We start from the raw sequence: 20,476 nt of genomic DNA on the forward strand, positions 1-20,476 counted from the left end.
CAATATGCATACCCCGGAAACGATTAAGGTTGTTCCCGCACGCTATCCGCTGCGGGCGGTCGGCGCGGCGCTGGCGCTGCTGGCGCTGGCGGTGGTGATTCAGTCCGTCGCCTTTAACCCGCGCTGGGAGTGGGGCGTTTTTGCCCGCTGGTTCTTTGATCCGGTGATCCTTGAGGGTCTCGGGCAGACGCTGCTGCTGACCCTGCTGGCGACGGCGCTGAGCGTGATTCTCGGCGGCCTGCTGGCGCTGGCCCGCCTCTCCAGCTCATGGTTGCTGAGCAGTTTGGCCTGGGGCTATATCTGGTTGTTCCGCTCGCTGCCGCTGATCGTGGTGCTGATTATTCTCTACAACTTCTCTTATCTCTACGACAGGTTATCGATCGGTATCCCGTTCACCGGCATTAGCTGGGCCAGCTTTGAGACCATCAACGTGCTGGGGCAGTTTTCCACCGCCGTTGTCGGGCTGACACTCGTGCAAAGCGCCTATACCGCCGAAATTATCCGCGGTGGCTTCCTTGGCGTCGATCACGGTCAGTATGAAGCGGCGGCGGCGCTGGGGCTTCCGGCCAGCCGTCGTACCCTGCGCATTATCCTGCCGCAGGCGCTGCGCACCATTTTACCGGCGGGCTTTAACGAAATTATCAGCCTCGCCAAGGGGACGGCGATGGTTTACGTGCTGGCGATGCCGGAGCTGTTTTACACCATCCAGATGATCTACAACCGCACCCAGGAAGTCATTCCGCTGCTGATGGTCGGCGCCGCCTGGTATCTGGTGATCACCAGCGTGCTGTCGTTGATTCAGTATCTGGTCGAACGCGGCCTCGCCCGCAGCGAACGCCGCTCGGCGGTCAATACCGCCCGCAGCAGTCGTCGCGCTGAACCCGTTCGCCGCCCACAACCGCAGGAGCCTGCCCATGTCCCACTCTCGTAACGGTCATATCTCCATTACCGGCGTCAGCAAATACTTTGGCCGGCATAAAGCGCTGGATGATGTGTCGCTGGAAATCGAACCCGGCACGGTAACGGTGATCCTCGGGCCGTCCGGCTCGGGAAAATCGACGCTGCTGCGGGCAATTAACCACCTGGAGCGCGTCGATGAAGGCTTTATCCAGATCGATGGCGACTATATCGGCTATCGCCGCAAAGGCGACAAGCTGTACGAACTGAAAGAGAAAGAGATCCTCCGCCAGCGGGTCAACGTCGGCTACGTATTTCAGAACTTCAATCTGTTCCCGCATCTGACGGTGCTGGAAAACCTGATTGAAGCGCCCATCGCCCACAAACAGGCGACCCGCAAAGAGGCTATCGCGCGGGCGTATGACCTGCTGGACGTGGTCGGACTGCGCAACAAAGCCGATGCCTGGTCGCGACACCTGTCCGGGGGACAGCAGCAGCGTATCGCCATTGCCCGGGCGCTGGCGCTGAACCCGCGGGTGATTTTGTTTGATGAACCGACCTCCGCGCTTGATCCTGAACTGGTGGGGGAAGTGCTGGATGTGATTAAAAAGCTGGCGCGCTCCGGCACTACCCTGGTGGTGGTGACCCATGAAATCGGCTTTGCGAAAGAGGTGGCGGATCGGGTGGTGTTTATGGTCGACGGCAAAATTGTCGAGCAGGGCAGCAGCGACGCCGTGCTGAACCACCCGCAGCACGCGAGGACGCGGCAGTTCTTATCGAGGGTATTAGCGGCATGAGAAACGGACTTTTGGCCCTGACATTATTGTCTTTATCCGCGGCATCGCAGGCGGCTATCGACCTGCGCGCCAATGAGCAGCCGCTGCCGGTGATTCGCGATGAACAGGCGATCGCGAAGATCCCGGCAAATTACGCTTTCGTCGAGCCGGGCACCTTAACGGTGGCGATTTCGGCGCTCAACTCGCCGCCGCTGGCGCTGTTGGCCAGCGATAACCGCACGCGTATTGGCAGCGACCCGGATATCGCCCGGCTGCTGGCCGGCAGCCTCGGGCTGAAGCTGAAGCTGGTGCCCACCGCTTGGGAGGACTGGCCGCTGGGGGTGACTTCCGGTCGCTACGATGTGGCGCTGGTCAATATTGCGGTGACCGAGCAGCGAAAAGAGAAGTTTGATTTTGCGACCTATCGCGTCGATTCGCTGGCCTTTTCCGTGAAATCGACCAGTGATATCGCCAGCGTCAACGGACCGGCGGATCTCGCGGGTAAAAAGGTGATCGTCGGTTCCGGGACCAATCAGGAGCGGATTTTGCTCGGCTGGAACGCCGAAAATGAAGCCGCCGGGCGTCAACCGGCGCTGCCGGTCTACCTGACCGATGACGCTTCGGGCAACCTTTATATTCAGTCCGGGCGCGCGGATGTGTTCTTTGGGCCGCAGTCGGTGGCAGCCTATAAAGCGGCGCTCAGCGGCAAAACCAAAGTCGTCGGCCTGGGGCCGAAAAAAGCGTACGTTGCCACGACGACCAAAAAGGGTAACGGCCTGGTGGTGGCGCTGCAGGCGGCGCTGAATGGCGCGATTGCTCGCGGGGAATACCAGAAGGTGCTGGCGCGCTGGGGCGAGCAGGGCGAAGAGGTGACACAATCGACGGTGAACCCGCCGGGGATAACCTACTAAAAAACCGCTGTTTCGCAGGAGTGTGATGCGAAACAGCGGGGGCGAATCCTCGCCAGGGTGTTAAATCAGGCGGCGCGCGGGGTCAGCGTCAAACGATCCAGCGGCCCGACGATAAACAGATAAGAGAACAGGCCCAGCACACCCATGGAGCCGACGTACAGGATAGCGTAATCAAACGAGTGGGTGTTGGCGATGATCACGCCGATGACCAGCGGCGTGATAATACTCGCCAGGTTGCCGCACATGTTGAACACGCCGCCGGCAATACCGAGCATTTCCTTCGGTGAGGTGTCGCTCAGCACGCACCAGCCGAGGTTACCGAAACCTTTAGCAAAGAAGGCCACGCTCATGGCGGCGATCACCACCACTTCCGAGGTGGTGTAGTTGGCGACAACAATCACGCAGGAGAGCAGCATGCCGCAGATCACCGGCAGCTTGCGGGCGGTCGTCAGGCTGTAGCCGCGTTTCAATAGCCAGTCCGAGAACACGCCGCCCAGCAGGCCGCCGATAAATCCGGCAATGGCCGGGATACTGGCGACAAAGCCGACTTTCAGGATCGACATACCTTTGGCCTGGTAAAGATAGGTGGGAAACCACGTCAGGAAGAACCAGGTAATAGACGTCACGCAGAACTGGCCGATATAAACCCCGATCATCATGCGATTGACGCAGACGCTTTTAATCTGCGCGAGGGTTAATTTCTGCTGCGTTTTTTTCGTGCCTAATTCCGGCTCGCCGCCGCCTTCACGAATATAGTCGAGCTCCTGCTGATTAATATTCGGGTGGTTAGACGGGTCTTTCACTTTTGCCAGCCAGAATATCCCGAGCACGACCCCGATAGCGCCAATATAATAAAATACGTAATGCCAGCTTAAATTATGCAGAATAATGGTCATCAGCGGCGTAATAATCCCCAAAGAGATATACTGCGCGGCCTGATAGACCGAGGTGACGAATCCGCGCTCTTTATTGGGAAACCATTGCACGCTCAGACGGCTGTTGGCGGGGAAGGCTGGGGCTTCAATCGCCCCCATCATCAGGCGCAGAATAACCAGCGCTACCAGCGGGCTGGCGAACAGATAGATGGTGCCCTGGAACATAGTGACGATCGACCAACCAATGAGCGCGCAGCCGTAGACCAGCCGCGAACCATATTTATCCAGCAGCCAGCCGCCGGGTATTTGCATAATGACGTAGGAGATACCAAAAACAGAAAAGGCCAGCCCCATTGCCTCGGGATCAAAGCCTAGCTCTTTGCTCATAATAGGCGCGACGACGGACAGCGTTGCCCGGTCGGCGTAATTAAATACGGTAGCCAGAAATAAAAACAGTAATATACTGTAACGCACGTTGCTGCGTTTTAATTGCTGTTGCATTTTAATCAACTCCTTTGCAGGGTTGTGTATTGTGGGTACAGGCAATAAGAGATATTTCCCCGGGAGGGCTACAGGTTTTCAGTCGTCTGCGGACCGGTAGCCCGGACAGATGCGCTGCATCGCCTCCGGGAAAATGCGGTATTCTCCTGGGGGCGGCGCTTGACGCGCCTTGCGCGGGCTACGGGGCCTGTAGCCTGGATAAGGCGTTTACGCCGCCATCCGGGGAATTCGGTTAAGGGCGTTTACCAAACTCGCAGCTTTGCTGGGTCCAGCGGCGGGCCTGTTCGCTCAGGGTAAAGCCCAGGCCGTGGCGTTCGGAAACCCACATCCGCCCGTCGCGCAGCTCCAGCTGTTCGTTAAACAGCGGGTTCAGCCATTCGAAGTGCTCCAGCCACGGCTCGAGCGGGTAGGCGGCGGCGAGATGCAGGTGTACCTCCATCGCAAAGTGCGGGGCCAGCTTGCGACCGTGCTTCGCCGCCAGATCCATAATCTTCAGGAACGGGGAGATCCCGCCGACGCGCGGGGCATCCGGCTGAACAAAGTCGCTGGCGTTGCCGAGGATCAACTGCTCATGTTCGCGGAAGCTGGTCAGCATCTCGCCGGTGGCAATCGGCGTATCCAGCGCGGCGGCGAGCTGTGCGTGGCCTTCAACGTCGTAGGCGTCAAGGGGTTCTTCAATCCAGATCAGGTTGAACTGCTCCATTTTGCGCCCCATGCGGATGGCGGTTTCGCGATCCCACTGCTGATTGGCGTCGACCATTAACGGGAAATCATCGCCCAGCACCTCGCGCACTGCCGTCAGGCGACGAATATCCTCAGTGGTATTCGGCTGACCGACCTTCAGCTTAATCCCGCCAATCCCATTCTCACGGGAGATAGCCACGTTTTTCAACACCTGATCCAGCGGCGTATGCAGGAAGCCGCCAGAGGTGTTGTAGCACTGGACGGAATCGCGGTGCGAGCCGAGCAGCTTCGCCAGCGGGAGTCCGGCGCGTTTGGCTTTCATATCCCACAGCGCAATATCGATAGGAGAGATGGCCTGTACCGCCATACCGCTGCGGCCTACGGAAGCACCGGCCCACAGAAGTTTGGTGTAGATCTTGTCGATATCGTTGGGGTCTTCGCCGAGCAGATTATCGGCGATCTCTTTGGCGTGGGCGTAAATGCCCTGGCCGCCCGCGCGCTTGGAATAGCTAAAGCCGACGCCTTCAAAGCCGTCCCGGGAGCGGATTTCGGCGATGATGATCGCTACTTCGGTAAGCGGTTTTTGCCGACCGGTCAGAACTTTTGCATCGCTAACGGGGGTCGCCAGCGGCAGAAAGGCCAGCGACAGTTTGACGTGTTCAATGCGGTCGCCGGTCTCTGCGGCGGTTTTGACGCCAGACGCTTTGGCGTAGGTCACGGACTCGGAATTAGCGCTCGTGGTCATAGTTAGTTCCCTTTTAGTGATAAAATGTTTGCGCTAACATTTTTAATCCTGAAATTGTCCTGGCGCTACGACAGTGATTTTAATTTGTACAAATGATCACAATTAGCGGTTATAAAGGGTAAAATTATGCAGTGCAGGTCACGATCCAAATAGGTTTGTGAAAATTCACAAAGAATAATGATAGCGATAACATTTTATTTTTCAGATCGTTGATTCTATTGAAGATGTCGTGGTGGCCGCTGGCAATTGCGCGGGCCATCATCAATAATGCCCACAGAAAACGACTCAACACAGGGGCTTAGTCGTGAAAAGCAGAAAACCGACGCGGGCGCCGACGCTGGATGATGTAGCCCGTAGCGCCGGGTTGTCGTCGATGACGGTCAGTCGGGCGCTGAATACGCCGCAGCTGGTACGGCCAAAAACGGTCGAGAAAGTGATGCAGGCGGTGCAGGCGACGGGCTACATTCCCAACGCGCTGGCCGGCGGCCTGGCCTCCAGGCGCAGCAAGCTGGTGGCGGTAGTGGTGCCGCAAATCAACAACAATATGTTTGTAGATACCATCCAGGCGTTAAGCGATACCCTGGCGGCGCGCGGCTACCATATGCTGCTGTGCGTAGCGGGCTACAGCCGACAGACCGAAGCCGAGCTGGTAGCAACCTTACTCTCCCGGCGTCCGGATGGCGTGGTGTTGACCGGCATTCAGCACGCCCCGGCGTTGAAGAAGACGATTCTCAACGCCGCTACGCCGGTAGTGGAGATCTGGGATCTCACCCCGACGCCGCTGGATATGCTGGTTGGTTTTTCGCATGAAAAAGTCGGTGAAACTATTGGCGAATATTTGCTGGAAAAAGGCTACCGTCGCCCGGGCCTGCTGTGGGCCGGCGACGCCCGCGCGACGTTGCGAAAGCAGGGACTCTGCGCCCGGCTGGCCAAAAATGGCCTTGACGATGCGCCGCAGGTCGTAGTGCCGCTTCCGGCATCACTGGCGCTGGGGCGTCGCGGCCTGGCCGAGCTGGTGGCTGGCGGCGAGTTTGACGTTATCGTCTGCAGCTCTGATACCCTTGCCCAGGGGGCGATTATGGAAGCTGAAAGCCGGGGTCTGCGCGTGCCGCAGGATCTGGCGGTGATCGGTTTTGGCGATCTGGACTTCGCCGCCAGCAACCGTCCGGCCATCACCACCGTCAGCGTCGACCGTCACGCCATCGGTGAGCAGGCGGCCACGCTGCTTGCCGACCGCATCGAAGGCGGCGGTGAAGGGGACGTGATTATTGATATCGGCTTTCACCTGGTGGCGCGCGAGTCGGCGTAGCTCTGCCGTGTAGCATGTGCGAGGGGGCCTCAATAGCGGCATGGCCTAATCAAATCTATACTGCAAAATTGCTAAACCTGTCGCCGCTCTGTTCCTGAGCGGCAAATTCATCGAGGGCGCAGAATATGATCACCGTCTATGGTGTACCCGGCTGGGGCTCAACAATTAGCGAACTGATGCTGACGCTGGCCGGTATCCCGTACCATTTTGTTAACGTTGAGGGCTTTGACCAGCCGGGCCCGCAGCGCGACCGCCTTAAAGAGATAAACCCGCTGTGTCAGGTGCCGACCCTGACGCTTGAAGACGGCAGCGTGATGACCGAATCCGCCGCTATTGCCCTGATGATCCTCGACAGACGGCCGGATCTCGCCCCGGCGCCCGCATCGCCGCAGCGGCATGCCTTTCAGCGTCTGCTGATCTGGCTGGTGGCGAACGTCTACCCCACCTTTACCTTTGCGGATTACCCCGAACGCTGGGCCGCCGATGCGCCAGAGCAGCTGCGGGAAAGCTGCATCAGATATCGCAAATCGCTCTATTTGTGGCTGGAGGAGCAACTTGCCGCCGCGCCGTATGCCTTGGGCGCGGAGATAACCCTGTTGGACTGCTATATTGCGGCGATGTGCGCCTGGGGCCCGCGCCGGGAGTGGTTTGCGGCCCATACGCCAAAATTCGTCGCCGTGGCGGATGCGGTGTATCGCCATCCCAAACTCCAATCCGTGCTGCATCGCAACGAGCTGATTTAAAGCACAAAATGAGAACCGAACGTCGCCTGCTATGATAGCTTTATTGTCCTGACAATAAGGAGCCTGCTATGCCGCACGTTGATATAAAATGTTTTCCCCGCGAGCTGAATGATGAACAAAAAACGGCGCTGGCCGCCGATATTACCGAGGTGTTGATTCGCCATCTGAACAGCAAAGAGAGTTCAGTGAGCGTGGCCCTGAAGCAGGTTGAGCCGAGCGACTGGCAGCAGGTGTGGGACAGCGAAATCGCCCCGCAGATGGAACAGTTGATTAAGAAACCGGGCTATAGCATGTAACCCGGTTTCTTCCCCGGAGGCGATCAGCATTCCCGGAGGCGATGCTGCGCATCTGTCAGGGCTACGCGTTCTCAGTGGTCTGCTATCCGGTAGCCCGGGCAGGCGTATCGCGCCGCCCCCGGGAGCGGGGGCACTGAAGCCAGGCCATGAGCGATACGTCTTGTCCTGGACCAACGCGTTACAATGTACCGGGTACATGAAATCCTTTGATTACTGTACACAGTACATATATATTGTCTGGTAAGTCGTAAGGACATCAGGGAATGAGATGTTTACTTTTATTGAACTACAAGGCTTCAGTAAGCGACGCCAGGTGCTGTTACCGGATGATGAATTTCGGGCCTTTCAGGAAATCCTGATCAATGATCCTGAGGCAGGTGACACCATTTCGGGAACCGGAGGTTTTCGTAAAATCCGCTGGAGTCGTCCCGGAACGGGCAAGCGCGGCGGCGTGCGGGTGATTTACTATAATGTAACGATAAAGGGAAGAATTTACCTGGCGCCCATCTATCCTAAAAGTGAACAGGATGAATTAAGCCAGGAGCAGAAAAAAATGTTAAGGCAGGTTGCTGAGTTATTAAACTAGCCAAGAAACATAAAGTGAGGCTGAGCTATTAATGATTGAAACATCGATAGCGCCAGAGAGCCAACTGAGGTGTATATGAAAGACGAATTGTTTGCCGATCTGCTGGCTAGTGCAGAAGAGATGATCAGGATTGAGAAGGGTGAACTAACGCCGAAGGTGCACCACGTTCATACCTTCAGCGAAGTTGATGTGAAAGCGATACGCGAAGCCACCGGTTTAAAACAGCAGGACTTCGCCGCCGCCGTTGGCGTTAGCTATGAGCTGGTTAAAAGCTGGGAAACGAAACGACGTCATCCAACCGGCGCATCCAGAAAGCTGCTTTTATTGCTTCAGGGCAATCCATTGATTATCAACTTGTTGAAGGTTATTTGAAACGTTATTTTTCGAAAGGAAAATGGCAGAATTTGCCCTCTTTCGTAATCGAGGGTCTTTAAAAAGGAGAGTATTACGTATGGAAACTGATGAATCTATTTTGACAGAAGTCGAGAAATACAGCGCTCATATCGATAGATTTAGATCGCGAGCAAATACTCATGGTATCTGGCTTTTTATTGCTACGCTTGGATGCTGGGGAGTAACTGATCCCTATATTAGGATGCTGGCATTTATTATGCTCTTCATTATTTTTTTGTTTCTTCTACACGGTAGCTTTCCAGGTGAAAAGCGAACGTTTAAAAAGATTCACGATGATATAAAAAATAAAATACTCAATAATTTAACACCAGAGCAACAGCAAGAAAGGTTTCACGATCTTCTCATCGTTGAGAAAAAACGAAAGTCACTTATTGGAATTATAAAAACAACCTTTGTCTTTATAGCCTGTTATGGTTTTTATTTTATTAGTTTATTTTACTTCATACAGAACTGGCATTGTGACAAAGTTACAGCGTGTATTTAAATAAACCCGTCCAGGCGATTGCCCCGGACGGGCTGACTTCTTAAAACCAAATCTCCGTCTGCACGCCAAAGTTCCAGTTTCCTCCGGCAGTAAATCCTTTACTGCCGAAATCATCGTTGATCGCATAACGATCCAGGTCTTTATCCCAATTCATCCACGTGACAAAGAAACGTATCTCCGGCCTCGCTTTGATATCAAACACATCGCCCACTTTAAACGTCGGGGCGAAGGTCAGCTTGTAAAAATCGCCGCTCACCGCCTGGTATTGATGCACGCCGCTGTCATAGCGATAGGTTCGGCCGTTGGGATTCAGGTCCATATATTGCCAGGACGCCTCGTACAGCAGGGCGAAGTTGCGGGTGATGCCCTGGGAAACCCGCAGGTTAAAGGTTGCCCAATCGTAGCGGTCGCCATCGCGGTAGCGATCTTCGCTATGCTGGGCGATAACCGATGGCGCAAGCTGCCAGTTTTTGCCCAGCGGTAAAATACCGTAGGACGCAAAGCGCAGTGATTTGGCGTTTTCAGTAAGATCGCCGTCGCTGCCCGGCTGGCGCGCCTCGGCGCCCAGCCCGCCGCCGTACTGCAGGGCGCTCTCCGATACGCCCGGCGCGAGGCCATAGAATTGCTGTTTGTCGTGATACGCCAGCGTCGCGTAGTAGCCGTTTTTCGCCGTATTATCGCTGCGCAGAGCGTAACTGCCGGTGGTCGAGGTATTATCTTTCAGGTCATCATTGCCCTGGGCGGTCATCGCCGTGGTCATCAGCTGCCAGTTGTTCCAGAAGTGGTTGGCGGTGAACATCAGGTTCTGGATATCGTTATCTTCATAATTATCGCTACCCAGGTCGCCAAAGCTGCGCGCATAAACCGAGTAGTCGCCGCGCAGCGTGCTATTCCAGTTGACGTCATTGATCCCGCCGCCGGTACCACCGAGGAACATAATATCGCTATCGGTAAAATGGATATCGAAATTATCGCGGTCGAAACGCTTGCCCGCCCAGATGGAGGCGCTCCTGAACGGCCCGGAAAAATCGGCGAAATTACCCATCTCGACGTACAGCTGGCGTACGTTCAGATGGTGGCTATCGTTATCCTGCACCCACGGATCCGGGTTGGTCGCGCCGTCGGCCAGCATGGTTTTAAAGTGCGCCCACGACCCGTCGCTGAAGGTCATTTTTTTGCCGAAGCTCAGCTCCACGTAGTTATCTTTCTCATTGCCGAGACGGCCAACGTGGGCATCGCCGTTGAGCGAACTGGCCGGCGAGATCCCCGGACCGCCGCGCGCGCCTTTGCCGTGGCTGTTGACCAGCATCCCGGAGCGTGCGTAGGCGTTAAATTCAAAGCCATCGCTCAGGCGGGTTTTCGCCAGCTGTTTGTCGGCAGCCTGCTGTTTTTGCTCCGTCGCTGCGGTGCGCTGACTGAGGGTCTGCACCTGCTTTTCCGCCGCCGCCGCACGCTGTTCTGCCGCGCTGGTGCGCAGCTCCGCCTGCTGCGCCCGACGTTTAGCCTCTCCGGCCTCCTGCTCCGCATGGTTAAGCCGGGCCTCCAGCTGCGCCAGACGTTGTTCAACGCTGAGCGGGGCCGCACTCGCGCCGTAAGCCGAAAAAAGGGCGCAGCAAACCGCTGCGCTAATCAAAGAGATACGCATAGTAATCCTTATTTTTTCAGAGGTATGAAGGGTATGCAGCGCCTTACAGGGCGTGGTTTTCTCCGGCGACTGATGACGAATCCGACGGCGCGCGCCGTCCGGCATCAAGGTCGGCGCGGATCTGCTCGTACTGGTCGTCGAGTCGGTAGAAGCGACCAATCCACAGCATTGAAGCCACAATCAGCAGCGCCGGGATATAGAGGTAGCAGGCTTTTATCGCCAGCATCGCGCCGTCGCTTTGCGTCTGGTTGGCGATATAGCCGCCGGAAGAGAGCAGAACGCCGGTAATGGCGCCGGCGCCGGCCATGGCCACTTTGCCGAGAAAACCGTTGATTGAGGTTAGAATTCCGGCGGTATTGATGCCGGTTTTCCACACCCCGTAATCCACCGGGTCGGCCTGCATGGAGAAGTAAATCGCCGTGCGTTGTCCGGCGCCGAGCGATAGCACCACCGCGCCGGCGATCAGCCCCCAGCTGTTAACGCCTGCCGCCATCATCATGCCCATGCCGACCAGGTTGATCGCGCTGGCCACCAGGTAGACGTGGCGTTTTTTCATGCGGCTGGCGAGCAGCGGTACGGTGAGGGTACCCAGCAGCGGTACGAAGGTGGAGATCCCGGCGACGATCGCCGTGAGATCGCTATTGCCGACGTAGTAGTGGAAGAAGTAGACCAGCGCCCCGGTCTGGAAGAAGAACGCGCCCCACATCAGGAAAATATTAATGGCGAAGACGAACCACGGCCGGTTGGCGCGCAGGCTAACCCACGCGCGTTTTAACGTCATGCGCTCCTGCGTAATGCTGATATTTTCTTTAACATTACGAAAGCTCACCAGCAGGAAAAAGGTGGCAATAACGCCGAAAACCACCGCCGTATAGAAGAAGCCGTGCTGCTGATTGCCTTTCCCCAGCGCGCCAACCAGCGGCAGAGTGGCGACCGCGACAATAGTCGCGCCGAGCGAGCCGAGCAGAATACGCACCGCCGACAGCGTGGTGCGCTCCCGCGAGTCGTTCGTCAGAAACGGCAGCATGGCGCAGAACGGAATGTTGACGAGGGTGTAGAGAAACGACAGGCACAGGTAGGTGATAAAAGCGTAGATCAGCTTACCAATGGTGCTGAAATCCGGCACGTAGAAGGCCAGAATACACAGCAGCCCGAAGGGAACCGCGCCTATCAACAGGTAGGGACGACAGCGTCCCCAACGGGTGGCGGTATTGTCGATAACCAACCCCATCAGTACATCGGCAACGCCGTCCACCAGGCGCGTAACGAGGAACATCAGGCCAACGTAATAGGCGGGCAGCCCCATCACGTCGGTGTAAAAGAACATCAGATAAAGAGAGATCATCTGCCACACAAGGTTGCAGGAGAGGTCGGCGATGCCATAGCCAAGGCGCTGCCGCCACAGGGTAAAGGTTGTTTCTGCCATAAAAATACACTCGCTTATCGTTGTTGTTAAAGTCCGTACTGGCGAATAAACCAGGCCGGAGTGCAGCTCCACGCATGGCAGTAACTGTTGATCAGTTTGCTGCCATAAGGGGAAAAGTCAGGATGCGCCGGGTCGAAGATTTCCCAGAAAGTATCGGCGCCGTAGTCGACCATGGCGCCCCAGTAGGCCTTGAGCTGCGCAATCGCTTCATCCCGCAGCCCGCACTGCAGTAGGGCGGCGATATAGTGGTGACGCAGATACGGCGTGTTCATGGCGACGGCGGGGGGATTTTTCTCCAGGTTGCGCATGATCTCCCGTCGCTGCTGCGGCGTGCCGATTTCTGCCAGCACCAGCCAGATTTGCGATGCCCAGGAGACCTGGCGCTGGGGGCCGCTGACGTAGAAGCCCTGCTGCTCGTCCCAGAACGAATCAAGCGCCGCCGCTTTAAGCTGCTGTAAACGCTGGCGATAGCTTGCGGCCAGACCAGGTTCGAAACGCTCCGCCAGCCAGACGGCGCGCTGCAGGCAGTAAATCAGTACCCCCTGCGCCGCCGCCTGTTTATTCAGCGACGCTTGCCAGTCGATAAACACCCACCAGTCGTCGCTATCGCGCACAATACCGGAGGGGCCGCAGCGGCTTAGCGCCAGTTCTACCTGACGGCGCGCCGTGGGCCACAGCTCGCGCGCCGTTTCAATGTCCTCGGCGCTTTGCAAATGGTTATAAAGAACGTCGACAAAAAACAACGAATAATCAAACAGAAAGGTATCGTCCGCAACGATATCCGGCTGGACGAACACATTAGCCGACACCATCCCGTCCTCGCGAGTATGCCCGGCGAAAAGGTACAGACAGCGGCGCACCAGATCGTGGCGGGCGAAGGTGACCTCGTTCACCAGCGCCTGCAGGCGTAAATCGCCGAGCCACAGGCGGCGGTCGCGTTTGGGCCCATCTTCAAACACCTCCTGCATGCAGTTTTGTAGGGTCAGAACGGCAATGCTATCGATGGCCTGGAGCTGCGGGTCGGAGGTTGCCGCCGCCGGGCATGCGCCGCTGGCTGAGGTAACGGCATTAACCTGGATCTGGTCAAACTGCAGACGAAACTTGCGCGAAACGGCTTTTACCTCCACCTTCAGGTAGCGGAAGCAGTAGCGGCGCGGGAGGTCAACTTCGGCGGGCAGGACATCAAGCCACAGATCCTGCTGCTGCAGCCAGCTGCTGCTGAGCCAGCCTTGATAATCGCTGAACGGTTCGCACACTTCGCTCAGCGTTTCGCCGAAGGTGAATTGCAGATGGGCCGGAGCGTCCGGCGGGCTCCCGGCGCTCCGGCAGAGAAAATGCAGGTAGCCAACGTAATGGCTGCCAAAATCAATAATGACGCTATCGCCGCTGGTCAGCTCGCGCTGGTAAAACGCGGCCAGGGTGCTCACCGGCTCGGCGCGCCAGCCAAAGAGCGCCGCGGCGTCGGCGCGGGCTTCCACCACCGCGCTCGGCAGATGCGCCTCACGGCGCAGCGCGGGCCGGAGCGCCTCGGCGATGCGTAAAAAATGCGGGTGGCGAGTCATCGTGACCTGAGAATTATGCTGAATTGCCTGTGACATACTGCGTCCTCTGTGTTTAATTGTCCGCAGCATAAGACGCCGCCGCCCGCGGCAACCACTCTGGCAATGCCAATGCATTTGACAAAATGGCACTGATAATGGGGTGGGCGGGTTGGCGATCACAATTCCACAAATCTGACTCGTGGCCGCCGGTGAAATGCATTATCTTGCCCATGCACCGTATGTTGTTTTGGACTTGATCGATGATGTTAACCGTTGAGTATTATTTCACCCATCCTCAGGATAAGCTGGGGATGTACGCCAGTGACCCGGAAGATAATAGCCATGAACACAGTCACGAATTTGCTGAACTGGTGATCGTTGAGCAAGGACACGGTTTACACGTTATTAATGGCCGGCCATTATATATTCAACAGGGGGACGTTTTTTACGTTCAGCCGGGCGATGTACATTTTTATGATGAGCTGGGAACGCTGAAGTTAATTAACATATTGATTAACCCGCTGGTTGAGTTCCAATATTTACAGCCTCTCGATACCTTATTACAGACTTTCTCTGCGCAGAATGCGTCCTGCTACGGTTGGCTGGCTCCGGACACTCGCCATACCTGCAAGGATCTGGTTGATAAAATCTTTTCACACCCGCTGCGGCAGCCGGGAAATATCGCCCTGAGGGAAGCCGCGTTTTTCCAGCTGGTGACGACGATTCTGCATGCGGAAACTGAAGCCGAATACAGTAATACCAAATATAAGCTGCATAAGCTGCTGACCTGGCTGCAGGAGCACTGTTTTGAAGAACATAACTGGCAGCAGCTGGCGGATAAATTTCATCTGACCACGCGGACCGCTTTTCGTCATATTAAAGAGGCGACGGGGCTGACCCCGGATAATTATTTAAAGCGGCTGAGATTAGTTTCGGCGCGCGTAAAATTACGCGAAACCGATATGACGATTACCGAAGTGGCTTATTTATGCGGTTTTGCCAACAGTAATTACTTTACCACCTTATATAAAAAGGTCTTTGGCCTGACCCCCAGCGAAGACCGGCGTCGTTTGCAGCGGTAGTTCTCTCCCCGGAGGCGATACTGCGCATCTGTCCGGGCTATGGGTCCGCAGCGGTCCGCGGTCCGGTAGCGCGGGCAAGGCGCTCTGCGCCGCCCCGGGGAGAAGACGGGACTGAAGCGTCAGCTCAGCGAGCGGAGATGTTCTTCCATACCGCCGGTAGCTGCCGCGGCATTAATATGATCAAAATAATCATACCAGCCGCTGGCGGCGATACCGGCGAGCAGCGCATTGCGGGCCTGTGCGTCAGGAAAGCGCCAGATCCCCAAAAAGCGGTGCGATGTAGTATGGTCGACAGCGGTATCGGTTTCCGCCAGCGTCAATAGTTCAATGCCGGATCCCGCGAGGCCGCCCATTGCCGCCTGAATGCCGCTGATAAACTGCTGACGGTGCTCCGGGGACAGGCCGCGCCAGGCTGCATTGGGCGTATAAAGTTCGACTAAATAGTGGGGCATATCTGTTGCTCCTCAAGTGAAATTTCGTATCGCCCGTTGGCAGATACGATGTGTGGTGGATGGAGGCGACGCCGTGAGTCCTTGCGCGCAGAGCGCCTGCGAAATAGCTTCAGGCTGGGGGAATGCCTTTACCTGCCAGCGTCCCGGCGGCGACCTTCGTCAGCAGTTCGGACAGCTGGCCGCGCTCCTGCGCCGAGAGATGGCTGAATAAGCCGCCAATCCAGCGGCTATGCTGGGCGAAGACGTGGGTGATAAGCTGTTTTCCTTCTGCGGTTAAGGCAATGCTCATGGCCCGGCCATCAAGGGGGTCGGCATGGCGCTCAATAAGCTGGTCGCGCTCCAGGCCGTTGAGCAGGCCGGTAATGGTGGCGCGTGTGACGCCCGCTTTTTCCGCCAGCACGTTGGGGGCCAGGCCGTCTGGCGCGGCATCAAGCAAAAACAACAGCACGAAGCGCCCTTCGGATAATCCCCACGGAGCCAGCAGCGTTGCACAATCGCGATCGATGGCGGCGGCGAGCGACAGGGTCTGAAAACAGAGACGGATGTTATCCACGTCGGTAAGCTGGTGACGCTCTGCCTCCTGCAGTAGAGAAAGGTATTTCTGTTCAAGTTCCATAGCGGCCTCCGACATATAGTATGGTGCCTAACTATATGCATAAAGCGACAGGCGATCAAGCGCAAAAGGCGTTTTGAAACCCGCCGTGGAGAATGCAAACAAGCTGACGACGCCGTTTTGGTGAATTCCTGGTCAGCACTTTGTGCAGGCCTTTAGAACCGGCCCGCACAGGCGAGGGGATCTACTCTTCCGGAGTATTGGCGCGCACGTGGCGACCGCTGGCGACAAAGTTGCCGGTGCCGAGATGATGCAGGGTATTAATTTTATCGTCGTCGAACTGCCAGCGGCCGGTGACGAAGGCGCGCTCATCGGCGGCGGCGGAAACCACTTCGCCAAACAGCGTATCGTACTGCTCCTGAGCCGCCGTTGCCGGCAGCAGTCGGCACTCCATCCACGCCAGACATTTCTCTTCTATCAGCGGTAATCCCAGCTCCGGGCCTTGCACCACCGGAATACCGTAAGCGTTAAATTTATCTTCATCGCGCCCGCTGATGCTGCCGACCGCGTAGGTCCAACTGGCGGCCTCGACGCCCGGGACGACGATGCCGAAGGTGCCGTTACGCTCAATAATTTCCCGCGTCCAGGCGCTTTTATCCACCACGATGGCCAGCCGCGGCGGGGCGAACTCCACCGGCATCGACCACGCGGCGGCCATCACGTTGCGGCGTTGAGACCGGGCGTCATAGCTGGTTATCAGAATGGTCGGGCCATGGTTGAGCAGGCGACTGGCGTACTGGAGTTCCACGTGGCGAAAACGGCTCATATGCGTTCCTTGGTAAATGGGTCTGATGCCAGACAACACGTTAATCCGCAATGAAAATGTAATCAATACGTCATCAAGGCTCCCTATAGTCGGCGTCACTAAGTCCCAAAGAGGATAACAATATGTTAGCTCCCCTGAATTTATCTCAGGTGAGCGCGCGCCGGCGGATGTTGACCGCGGGCAGAGCCTCGCTTTCCCAACGGGAGGGCGATAATGCGCGCGCTGACCAGCATTAAACTCGACGGCGTCTCTTTCGCCTTCGGCGCCCACACCGTGCTTAATCAGATCGATCTGCAAATTGATGCGGGCAGCATTGTTGCGCTGCTGGGGCCTTCTGGCTGCGGTAAAAGCACGCTGCTGCGCCTGCTCGCCGGATTAACCGTACCCGCCAGCGGCAGTATTCACTTTGGCGATCGCCTGGTGGCGAAAACCGGTTGGGGTTTGCCGCCGGAGCAGCGCGATCTCGGTATGGTCTTCCAGGATTACGCTCTATGGCCGCATATGACGGCAGCGCAGAACGTGGCTTTTCCGCTGCGTATGCGCGGCGTCGGGCGTCAACAACGTCAGCAAAGGGTCGAGGAGGCGTTGGCGATGGTCGGCCTCAGCGGCTTCGCCGACCGCAAACCGTCAGGGCTTTCCGGCGGCCAGCAGCAGCGCGTTGCCCTGGCCCGCGCCATTGTCGCCGAACCGCGCGTGCTGCTGTTCGACGAGCCGCTCTCCAATCTCGACAGCGAGCTGCGCGAGTCGCTGTGCATTGAAATGAGCCGCCTGCTGCGCCAACTGGGCATCACCGCCGTCTACGTCACCCACGACCGTCGCGAAGCCGAACTGTTGGCCGACAAGATTGTGCATTTATCCGCGGGCTGCGTTGCCGCCGTCCGCGCTGTGACTTCAACCTCAGGGGAATCCATATGAAAACCGTTATGACCGTTAAGAAAGGAGCCGCGCTCGCGATGATGCTGTCTGCCACGATGATCTCCAGCGCCCACGCGCTCACCGTTTATACCGCAGGTCCGGGCTCACTGGCGAAAAGCCTCGCCAGCGGCTATGAGCAGAAAACCGGCGTTAAGGTGAATATTTTCCAGGCCACCACCGGTAAGGTGATGGCGCGTCTCGAGGCCGAACAGGCTAACCCGCAGGCGGATGTGCTGATTTCCGCCTCCTGGGATACCGCAGAAGATTTGCATCACCGCGGCTGGCTGCTGCCGTATCAGAGCGTCAATGCCGATAAGGTCCCGGCCAACCTGAAATCCACCGATTACGTTGCCCAGGGGATTTCGGCGCTGGGGATCGTCTGGAATACCAAAAGCGGCACCCCGGAGCCAAAAGAGTGGCGCGACCTGACCGAAGCGGCGTTTAAAGGCAAAGTGACGACGCCGGACCCGGCGCTTTCCGGCGCATCGCTGGATTTGCTGATCGGGTTACAGAATGGCATGGGCGATAAAGCCTGGGTGCTGTTTGATGATTTAAAGAAGAATGGCATGGTGGTCAGCGGGCCGAATGCCCAGGCGGTGACGCCGGTGATGCAGGGGGCGAAAGCGGCGGTATTCGGCGCGGTAGATTATGTGTCATACGGCAATATCGATCAGGGAGAAGCGCTGAAGGTGATTTTCCCGGCCAGCGGCACGGTCATTGCCCCGCGGCCGATGATGATCCTCAGAACCAGCCAGCATGCCGAAGATGCTAAGGCTTTCGTTGATTATGTCCTGTCGCCGGAAGGCCAGGCGCTGGTCGCCGACGCCTGGCTGATGCCTGCCCGCAGCGATGTTCCGGCGAAGCGCCCGCTGCTCAACGAGCTGAAAATTCTGCCAACCGTCAGCGATGGCAAGAGCGAACGCAGCGCGGTGCTGTCCCGCTTTAATACGCTTTTCGCCCAGTAAACCGACATCCCACGGGTTGCGAAAGTTTGCTCGGGCACACTCCCCGGAGGCGGCGCTGGCGCGCCTGTCCGGGCTACCGGACCGCAGACGGCTGTGAACCGGTAGCCCGGCTAAGCGCAGCGCGAGCCGGGGAAGATCGTATCCAGGAAAATACCGTGAAACAGAAACTGATTTCCGCTGGCACGCTGGCGGCGCTGCTGGTGCTGGTGGCGTTGCCGCTGCTCTTTATTATTCTGCAGGCGATTTTCCCCCGGTTTAGCGCCGGGTCGCTGGGGGGCGCGTTTAGCGGCGTGGCGGCGCTGATTGCCGACCCGCAGTTGCCAATGATGCTCGGCGGTACCCTGTGGGTGGCCTGCGGCGTGGCGCTGATGAGCGTGCTGATCGGCCTGCCGCTGGGCGTGTTGCGCGGGTTGTTTAATTTGCCGTTGCCGCGGCTGTGGGATTTGCTGTTTCTGATCCCATTTCTTACGCCACCTTATATCGCTGCCCTGGCGTGGACGCTGCTGCTGCAAAGCAACGGCTATCTGCAACAGCTAACCGGCTGGGATCTCAACGATCTGCTGTTTAGCCGCAGCGGGATCGTGCTGGTGATGACGCTCAATATTTTCCCTGTGGTCTATTTTGCCGTTTCGCGCAGCCTGCTGGCGAGCGGTCAGCGGCTGGCGATCGTCGCTCGGGTGCACGGGGCCAGCGCCTGGCGGGCGTTCTGGCACATTACGCTACCGATGCTTTCACCGGCGCTGGCGGCGGGGATGCTGCTGGCGTTTACCCTGGCGATTGAAGAGTACGGCGTTCCGGCGGCCCTCGGGTCGCGCGCGGGTCTGCTGATGCTCACCGTGGGAATCGAGAAAAAGCTCGCCGACTGGCCTATCGATCTTCCCGGCGCCTCGCTGCTGTCGCTGTTGTTGATGGCGGTGGCGCTGCTGGCCTGGTGGCTGCAAAAACGGTTGACTGGCGATAAAGAGGTCACCAGCGTCACCGGTAAACCGGGGGAGAATAGCGGGGCGGAATTGGGCTGGCTGGCGCTTCCTGCGGCGCTGTTAATGGTGAGCGTCGGGGGTGTGGCCGTGATACTGCCGGGAGCATCGATGGTGCTGACCAGCCTGATGGGTACCCTGTCGGGCGGTATTCATGGCGATAACTTTACCCTCCGCCATTTCACGGCGCTGTTTGCCCAGCAGGGCGACGCGCTGTCGGCGCTGGGTACCAGCCTTTCGCTGGCGCTGGCTTCGGCGCTGATTGTCGGCGTCATTGGCCTGCTGGCGGCGTGGCTGGTGCTGGTGCAGAAAATAAAGGGTAGCGCGATCGTCGATGCGCTGTCATTGATGCCGGCGGCTTTGCCGGGCGTGGTGGTCGGCGTCGGGCTGATTCTGCTGTGGAACCAGCCGTTCTGGCCAGTGTCGCCTTACAACACCTGGTTTATGCTGCTGCTTTCCTACTGCTGTCTGCTGCTGCCGTGGCCGGTGCGCTACGTTGGCAGCGCGCTGCGCCAGCTTGGTCATAACCTTGAGCCCGCCGCGCGGGTGCACGGCGCGACGCCCCTGCAGGCGCTGCGCCTGATCGTCCTGCCGCTGGTGTTCCCGGCGCTGCTGGCGGCGATGCTGATGGTGTTTGCCATCGCCTCCCGCGAGCTGGTGACCTCGCTGCTGCTGGCCCCCGCCGGGACGCAAACCGTGGCGGTGTTTATCTGGCGTCAGTTTGAGCAAGGATCCCCAGGACAAGGCATGGCGATGGCCTCGCTGACGCTATTTACCGGTTTGGGGCTGATGCTCAGCGCGCTGGCGTTGATGCAGCGGGGGGCGCGCGAATAACGCCGATCGCACAAAATACGCCATCAGGCGACAAAAAAA

The 20,476-nt window shown here is 57.8% G+C and carries 21 protein-coding genes; 13 read left to right on the forward strand and 8 right to left on the reverse strand.

Annotated features, from left to right (window positions below; genetic code table 11):
• Positions 1 to 4 precede the first annotated feature (4 nt).
• From K7H21_RS13620 to K7H21_RS13630, 3 genes are read left to right on the forward strand one after another with little or no spacing between them, the layout of a single operon-like run.
• Entirely contained in the window at positions 5 to 931 is a 927-nt protein-coding gene (locus tag K7H21_RS13620) for an amino acid ABC transporter permease (protein ID WP_004120726.1), read from the forward strand.
• Entirely contained in the window at positions 915 to 1,694 is a 780-nt protein-coding gene (locus K7H21_RS13625; RefSeq protein WP_004120723.1) for an amino acid ABC transporter ATP-binding protein, read from the forward strand. Before K7H21_RS13620 ends, K7H21_RS13625 begins: the two co-directional genes overlap by 17 nt.
• Complete coding sequence (locus K7H21_RS13630) at positions 1,691 to 2,584, forward strand: ABC transporter substrate-binding protein (RefSeq protein ID WP_004120721.1); 894 nt, start codon at positions 1,691 to 1,693, stop codon at positions 2,582 to 2,584. Before K7H21_RS13625 ends, K7H21_RS13630 begins: the two co-directional genes overlap by 4 nt.
• 65 nt (positions 2,585 to 2,649) lie before the next feature.
• Here K7H21_RS13630 and K7H21_RS13635 read toward each other — a convergent pair whose 3' ends face one another.
• Entirely contained in the window at positions 2,650 to 3,960 is a 1,311-nt protein-coding gene (locus K7H21_RS13635) for an MFS transporter (RefSeq protein ID WP_004120718.1), read from the reverse strand.
• A gap of 232 nt (positions 3,961 to 4,192) precedes the next feature.
• Positions 4,193 to 5,389, reverse strand: coding sequence for an L-talarate/galactarate dehydratase (locus K7H21_RS13640; RefSeq protein WP_004120716.1), 1,197 nt, complete (start codon positions 5,387 to 5,389; stop codon positions 4,193 to 4,195).
• A 304-nt stretch (positions 5,390 to 5,693) separates the two neighbouring features.
• Here K7H21_RS13640 and K7H21_RS13645 point away from each other — a divergent pair, with 304 nt between their 5' ends.
• The 6 genes from K7H21_RS13645 to K7H21_RS13670 all read left to right on the forward strand — a co-directional run bounded on the left by K7H21_RS13645 (position 5,694) and on the right by K7H21_RS13670 (position 9,221).
• Positions 5,694 to 6,698 (forward strand): LacI family DNA-binding transcriptional regulator, encoded by a 1,005-nt coding sequence (locus K7H21_RS13645; RefSeq protein ID WP_004120714.1) that lies wholly within the window; start codon positions 5,694 to 5,696, stop codon positions 6,696 to 6,698.
• Positions 6,699 to 6,823: 125 nt separating this feature from the next.
• Positions 6,824 to 7,441 (forward strand): glutathione S-transferase family protein, encoded by a 618-nt coding sequence (locus K7H21_RS13650; protein ID WP_004120711.1) that lies wholly within the window; start codon positions 6,824 to 6,826, stop codon positions 7,439 to 7,441.
• A gap of 68 nt (positions 7,442 to 7,509) precedes the next feature.
• Positions 7,510 to 7,737, forward strand: coding sequence for a tautomerase PptA (pptA, locus tag K7H21_RS13655; RefSeq protein ID WP_004120709.1), 228 nt, complete (start codon positions 7,510 to 7,512; stop codon positions 7,735 to 7,737).
• A gap of 268 nt (positions 7,738 to 8,005) precedes the next feature.
• Positions 8,006 to 8,323, forward strand: coding sequence for a type II toxin-antitoxin system RelE/ParE family toxin (locus K7H21_RS13660; RefSeq protein ID WP_223035857.1), 318 nt, complete (start codon positions 8,006 to 8,008; stop codon positions 8,321 to 8,323).
• A 75-nt stretch (positions 8,324 to 8,398) separates the two neighbouring features.
• Positions 8,399 to 8,695, forward strand: a complete 297-nt coding sequence (gene nadS / locus K7H21_RS13665; RefSeq protein WP_004120704.1) for a NadS family protein — start codon at positions 8,399 to 8,401, stop codon at positions 8,693 to 8,695.
• Between the two features lie 79 nt (positions 8,696 to 8,774).
• Positions 8,775 to 9,221, forward strand: a complete 447-nt coding sequence (locus K7H21_RS13670) for a hypothetical protein (RefSeq protein ID WP_004120702.1) — start codon at positions 8,775 to 8,777, stop codon at positions 9,219 to 9,221.
• 40 nt (positions 9,222 to 9,261) lie between these two features.
• Here K7H21_RS13670 and K7H21_RS13675 read toward each other — a convergent pair whose 3' ends face one another.
• Genes K7H21_RS13675 through K7H21_RS13685 form a run of 3 tightly spaced genes read right to left on the reverse strand, consistent with a single transcriptional unit; the run spans position 9,262 to position 13,890 of the window.
• Positions 9,262 to 10,866, reverse strand: coding sequence for a carbohydrate porin (locus K7H21_RS13675; RefSeq protein WP_223035858.1), 1,605 nt, complete (start codon positions 10,864 to 10,866; stop codon positions 9,262 to 9,264).
• 43 nt (positions 10,867 to 10,909) lie between these two features.
• On the reverse strand, positions 10,910 to 12,292 hold the full coding sequence (locus tag K7H21_RS13680; RefSeq protein ID WP_004120690.1) for a glycoside-pentoside-hexuronide (GPH):cation symporter: 1,383 nt from the start codon (positions 12,290 to 12,292) through the stop codon (positions 10,910 to 10,912).
• A 26-nt stretch (positions 12,293 to 12,318) separates the two neighbouring features.
• On the reverse strand, positions 12,319 to 13,890 hold the full coding sequence (locus tag K7H21_RS13685) for an alpha-L-rhamnosidase-related protein (RefSeq protein ID WP_172880039.1): 1,572 nt from the start codon (positions 13,888 to 13,890) through the stop codon (positions 12,319 to 12,321).
• Between the two features lie 203 nt (positions 13,891 to 14,093).
• Between K7H21_RS13685 and K7H21_RS13690 the strand changes: the two genes are divergently transcribed.
• On the forward strand, positions 14,094 to 14,915 hold the full coding sequence (locus K7H21_RS13690) for a helix-turn-helix domain-containing protein (RefSeq protein ID WP_142474137.1): 822 nt from the start codon (positions 14,094 to 14,096) through the stop codon (positions 14,913 to 14,915).
• Positions 14,916 to 15,034: 119 nt separating this feature from the next.
• On the opposite strand, the gene K7H21_RS13695 is transcribed toward K7H21_RS13690, so the two are convergent.
• The 3 genes from K7H21_RS13695 to K7H21_RS13705 all read right to left on the reverse strand — a co-directional run bounded on the left by K7H21_RS13695 (position 15,035) and on the right by K7H21_RS13705 (position 16,746).
• Entirely contained in the window at positions 15,035 to 15,367 is a 333-nt protein-coding gene (locus tag K7H21_RS13695; RefSeq protein ID WP_004120683.1) for a DUF6616 family protein, read from the reverse strand.
• A gap of 109 nt (positions 15,368 to 15,476) precedes the next feature.
• On the reverse strand, positions 15,477 to 15,983 hold the full coding sequence (locus K7H21_RS13700) for a MarR family winged helix-turn-helix transcriptional regulator (protein ID WP_004120681.1): 507 nt from the start codon (positions 15,981 to 15,983) through the stop codon (positions 15,477 to 15,479).
• A gap of 181 nt (positions 15,984 to 16,164) precedes the next feature.
• Complete coding sequence (locus K7H21_RS13705) at positions 16,165 to 16,746, reverse strand: flavin reductase family protein (protein ID WP_004120679.1); 582 nt, start codon at positions 16,744 to 16,746, stop codon at positions 16,165 to 16,167.
• A 210-nt stretch (positions 16,747 to 16,956) separates the two neighbouring features.
• Between K7H21_RS13705 and K7H21_RS13710 the strand changes: the two genes are divergently transcribed.
• The 3 genes from K7H21_RS13710 (at position 16,957) to K7H21_RS13720 (ending at position 20,437) form a co-directional block, all read left to right on the forward strand.
• The gene (locus K7H21_RS13710) at positions 16,957 to 17,661 is read left to right on the forward strand and encodes an ABC transporter ATP-binding protein (RefSeq protein WP_185927843.1); all 705 of its coding nucleotides are present in this window, start codon (positions 16,957 to 16,959) and stop codon (positions 17,659 to 17,661) included.
• Positions 17,658 to 18,626, forward strand: coding sequence for an ABC transporter substrate-binding protein (locus K7H21_RS13715; RefSeq protein WP_142481936.1), 969 nt, complete (start codon positions 17,658 to 17,660; stop codon positions 18,624 to 18,626). Before K7H21_RS13710 ends, K7H21_RS13715 begins: the two co-directional genes overlap by 4 nt.
• A 155-nt stretch (positions 18,627 to 18,781) precedes the next feature.
• Complete coding sequence (locus K7H21_RS13720) at positions 18,782 to 20,437, forward strand: ABC transporter permease (protein ID WP_142468889.1); 1,656 nt, start codon at positions 18,782 to 18,784, stop codon at positions 20,435 to 20,437.
• The last annotated feature ends 39 nt before the right edge of the window (positions 20,438 to 20,476 follow it).

Origin of the sequence: Klebsiella sp. CTHL.F3a (assembly GCF_019890895.1) — a bacterium.
In the GTDB taxonomy this organism is placed as follows: domain Bacteria; phylum Pseudomonadota; class Gammaproteobacteria; order Enterobacterales; family Enterobacteriaceae; genus Klebsiella; species Klebsiella grimontii.

Coding starts and splice junctions, on each gene's coding strand:
- K7H21_RS13620 (WP_004120726.1), top strand. CDS start 5: ATGCATACCCCGGAAACGATTAAGGTTGTTCCCGCACGCTATCCGCTG.
- K7H21_RS13625 (WP_004120723.1), top strand. CDS start 915: ATGTCCCACTCTCGTAACGGTCATATCTCCATTACCGGCGTCAGCAAA.
- K7H21_RS13630 (WP_004120721.1), top strand. CDS start 1,691: ATGAGAAACGGACTTTTGGCCCTGACATTATTGTCTTTATCCGCGGCA.
- K7H21_RS13635 (WP_004120718.1), bottom strand. CDS start 3,960: ATGCAACAGCAATTAAAACGCAGCAACGTGCGTTACAGTATATTACTG.
- K7H21_RS13640 (WP_004120716.1), bottom strand. CDS start 5,389: ATGACCACGAGCGCTAATTCCGAGTCCGTGACCTACGCCAAAGCGTCT.
- K7H21_RS13650 (WP_004120711.1), top strand. CDS start 6,824: ATGATCACCGTCTATGGTGTACCCGGCTGGGGCTCAACAATTAGCGAA.
- pptA (WP_004120709.1), top strand. CDS start 7,510: ATGCCGCACGTTGATATAAAATGTTTTCCCCGCGAGCTGAATGATGAA.
- K7H21_RS13660 (WP_223035857.1), top strand. CDS start 8,006: ATGTTTACTTTTATTGAACTACAAGGCTTCAGTAAGCGACGCCAGGTG.
- nadS (WP_004120704.1), top strand. CDS start 8,399: ATGAAAGACGAATTGTTTGCCGATCTGCTGGCTAGTGCAGAAGAGATG.
- K7H21_RS13670 (WP_004120702.1), top strand. CDS start 8,775: ATGGAAACTGATGAATCTATTTTGACAGAAGTCGAGAAATACAGCGCT.
- K7H21_RS13675 (WP_223035858.1), bottom strand. CDS start 10,866: ATGCGTATCTCTTTGATTAGCGCAGCGGTTTGCTGCGCCCTTTTTTCG.
- K7H21_RS13680 (WP_004120690.1), bottom strand. CDS start 12,292: ATGGCAGAAACAACCTTTACCCTGTGGCGGCAGCGCCTTGGCTATGGC.
- K7H21_RS13685 (WP_172880039.1), bottom strand. CDS start 13,890: ATGTCACAGGCAATTCAGCATAATTCTCAGGTCACGATGACTCGCCAC.
- K7H21_RS13690 (WP_142474137.1), top strand. CDS start 14,094: ATGATGTTAACCGTTGAGTATTATTTCACCCATCCTCAGGATAAGCTG.
- K7H21_RS13695 (WP_004120683.1), bottom strand. CDS start 15,367: ATGCCCCACTATTTAGTCGAACTTTATACGCCCAATGCAGCCTGGCGC.
- K7H21_RS13700 (WP_004120681.1), bottom strand. CDS start 15,983: ATGGAACTTGAACAGAAATACCTTTCTCTACTGCAGGAGGCAGAGCGT.
- K7H21_RS13705 (WP_004120679.1), bottom strand. CDS start 16,746: ATGAGCCGTTTTCGCCACGTGGAACTCCAGTACGCCAGTCGCCTGCTC.
- K7H21_RS13715 (WP_142481936.1), top strand. CDS start 17,658: ATGAAAACCGTTATGACCGTTAAGAAAGGAGCCGCGCTCGCGATGATG.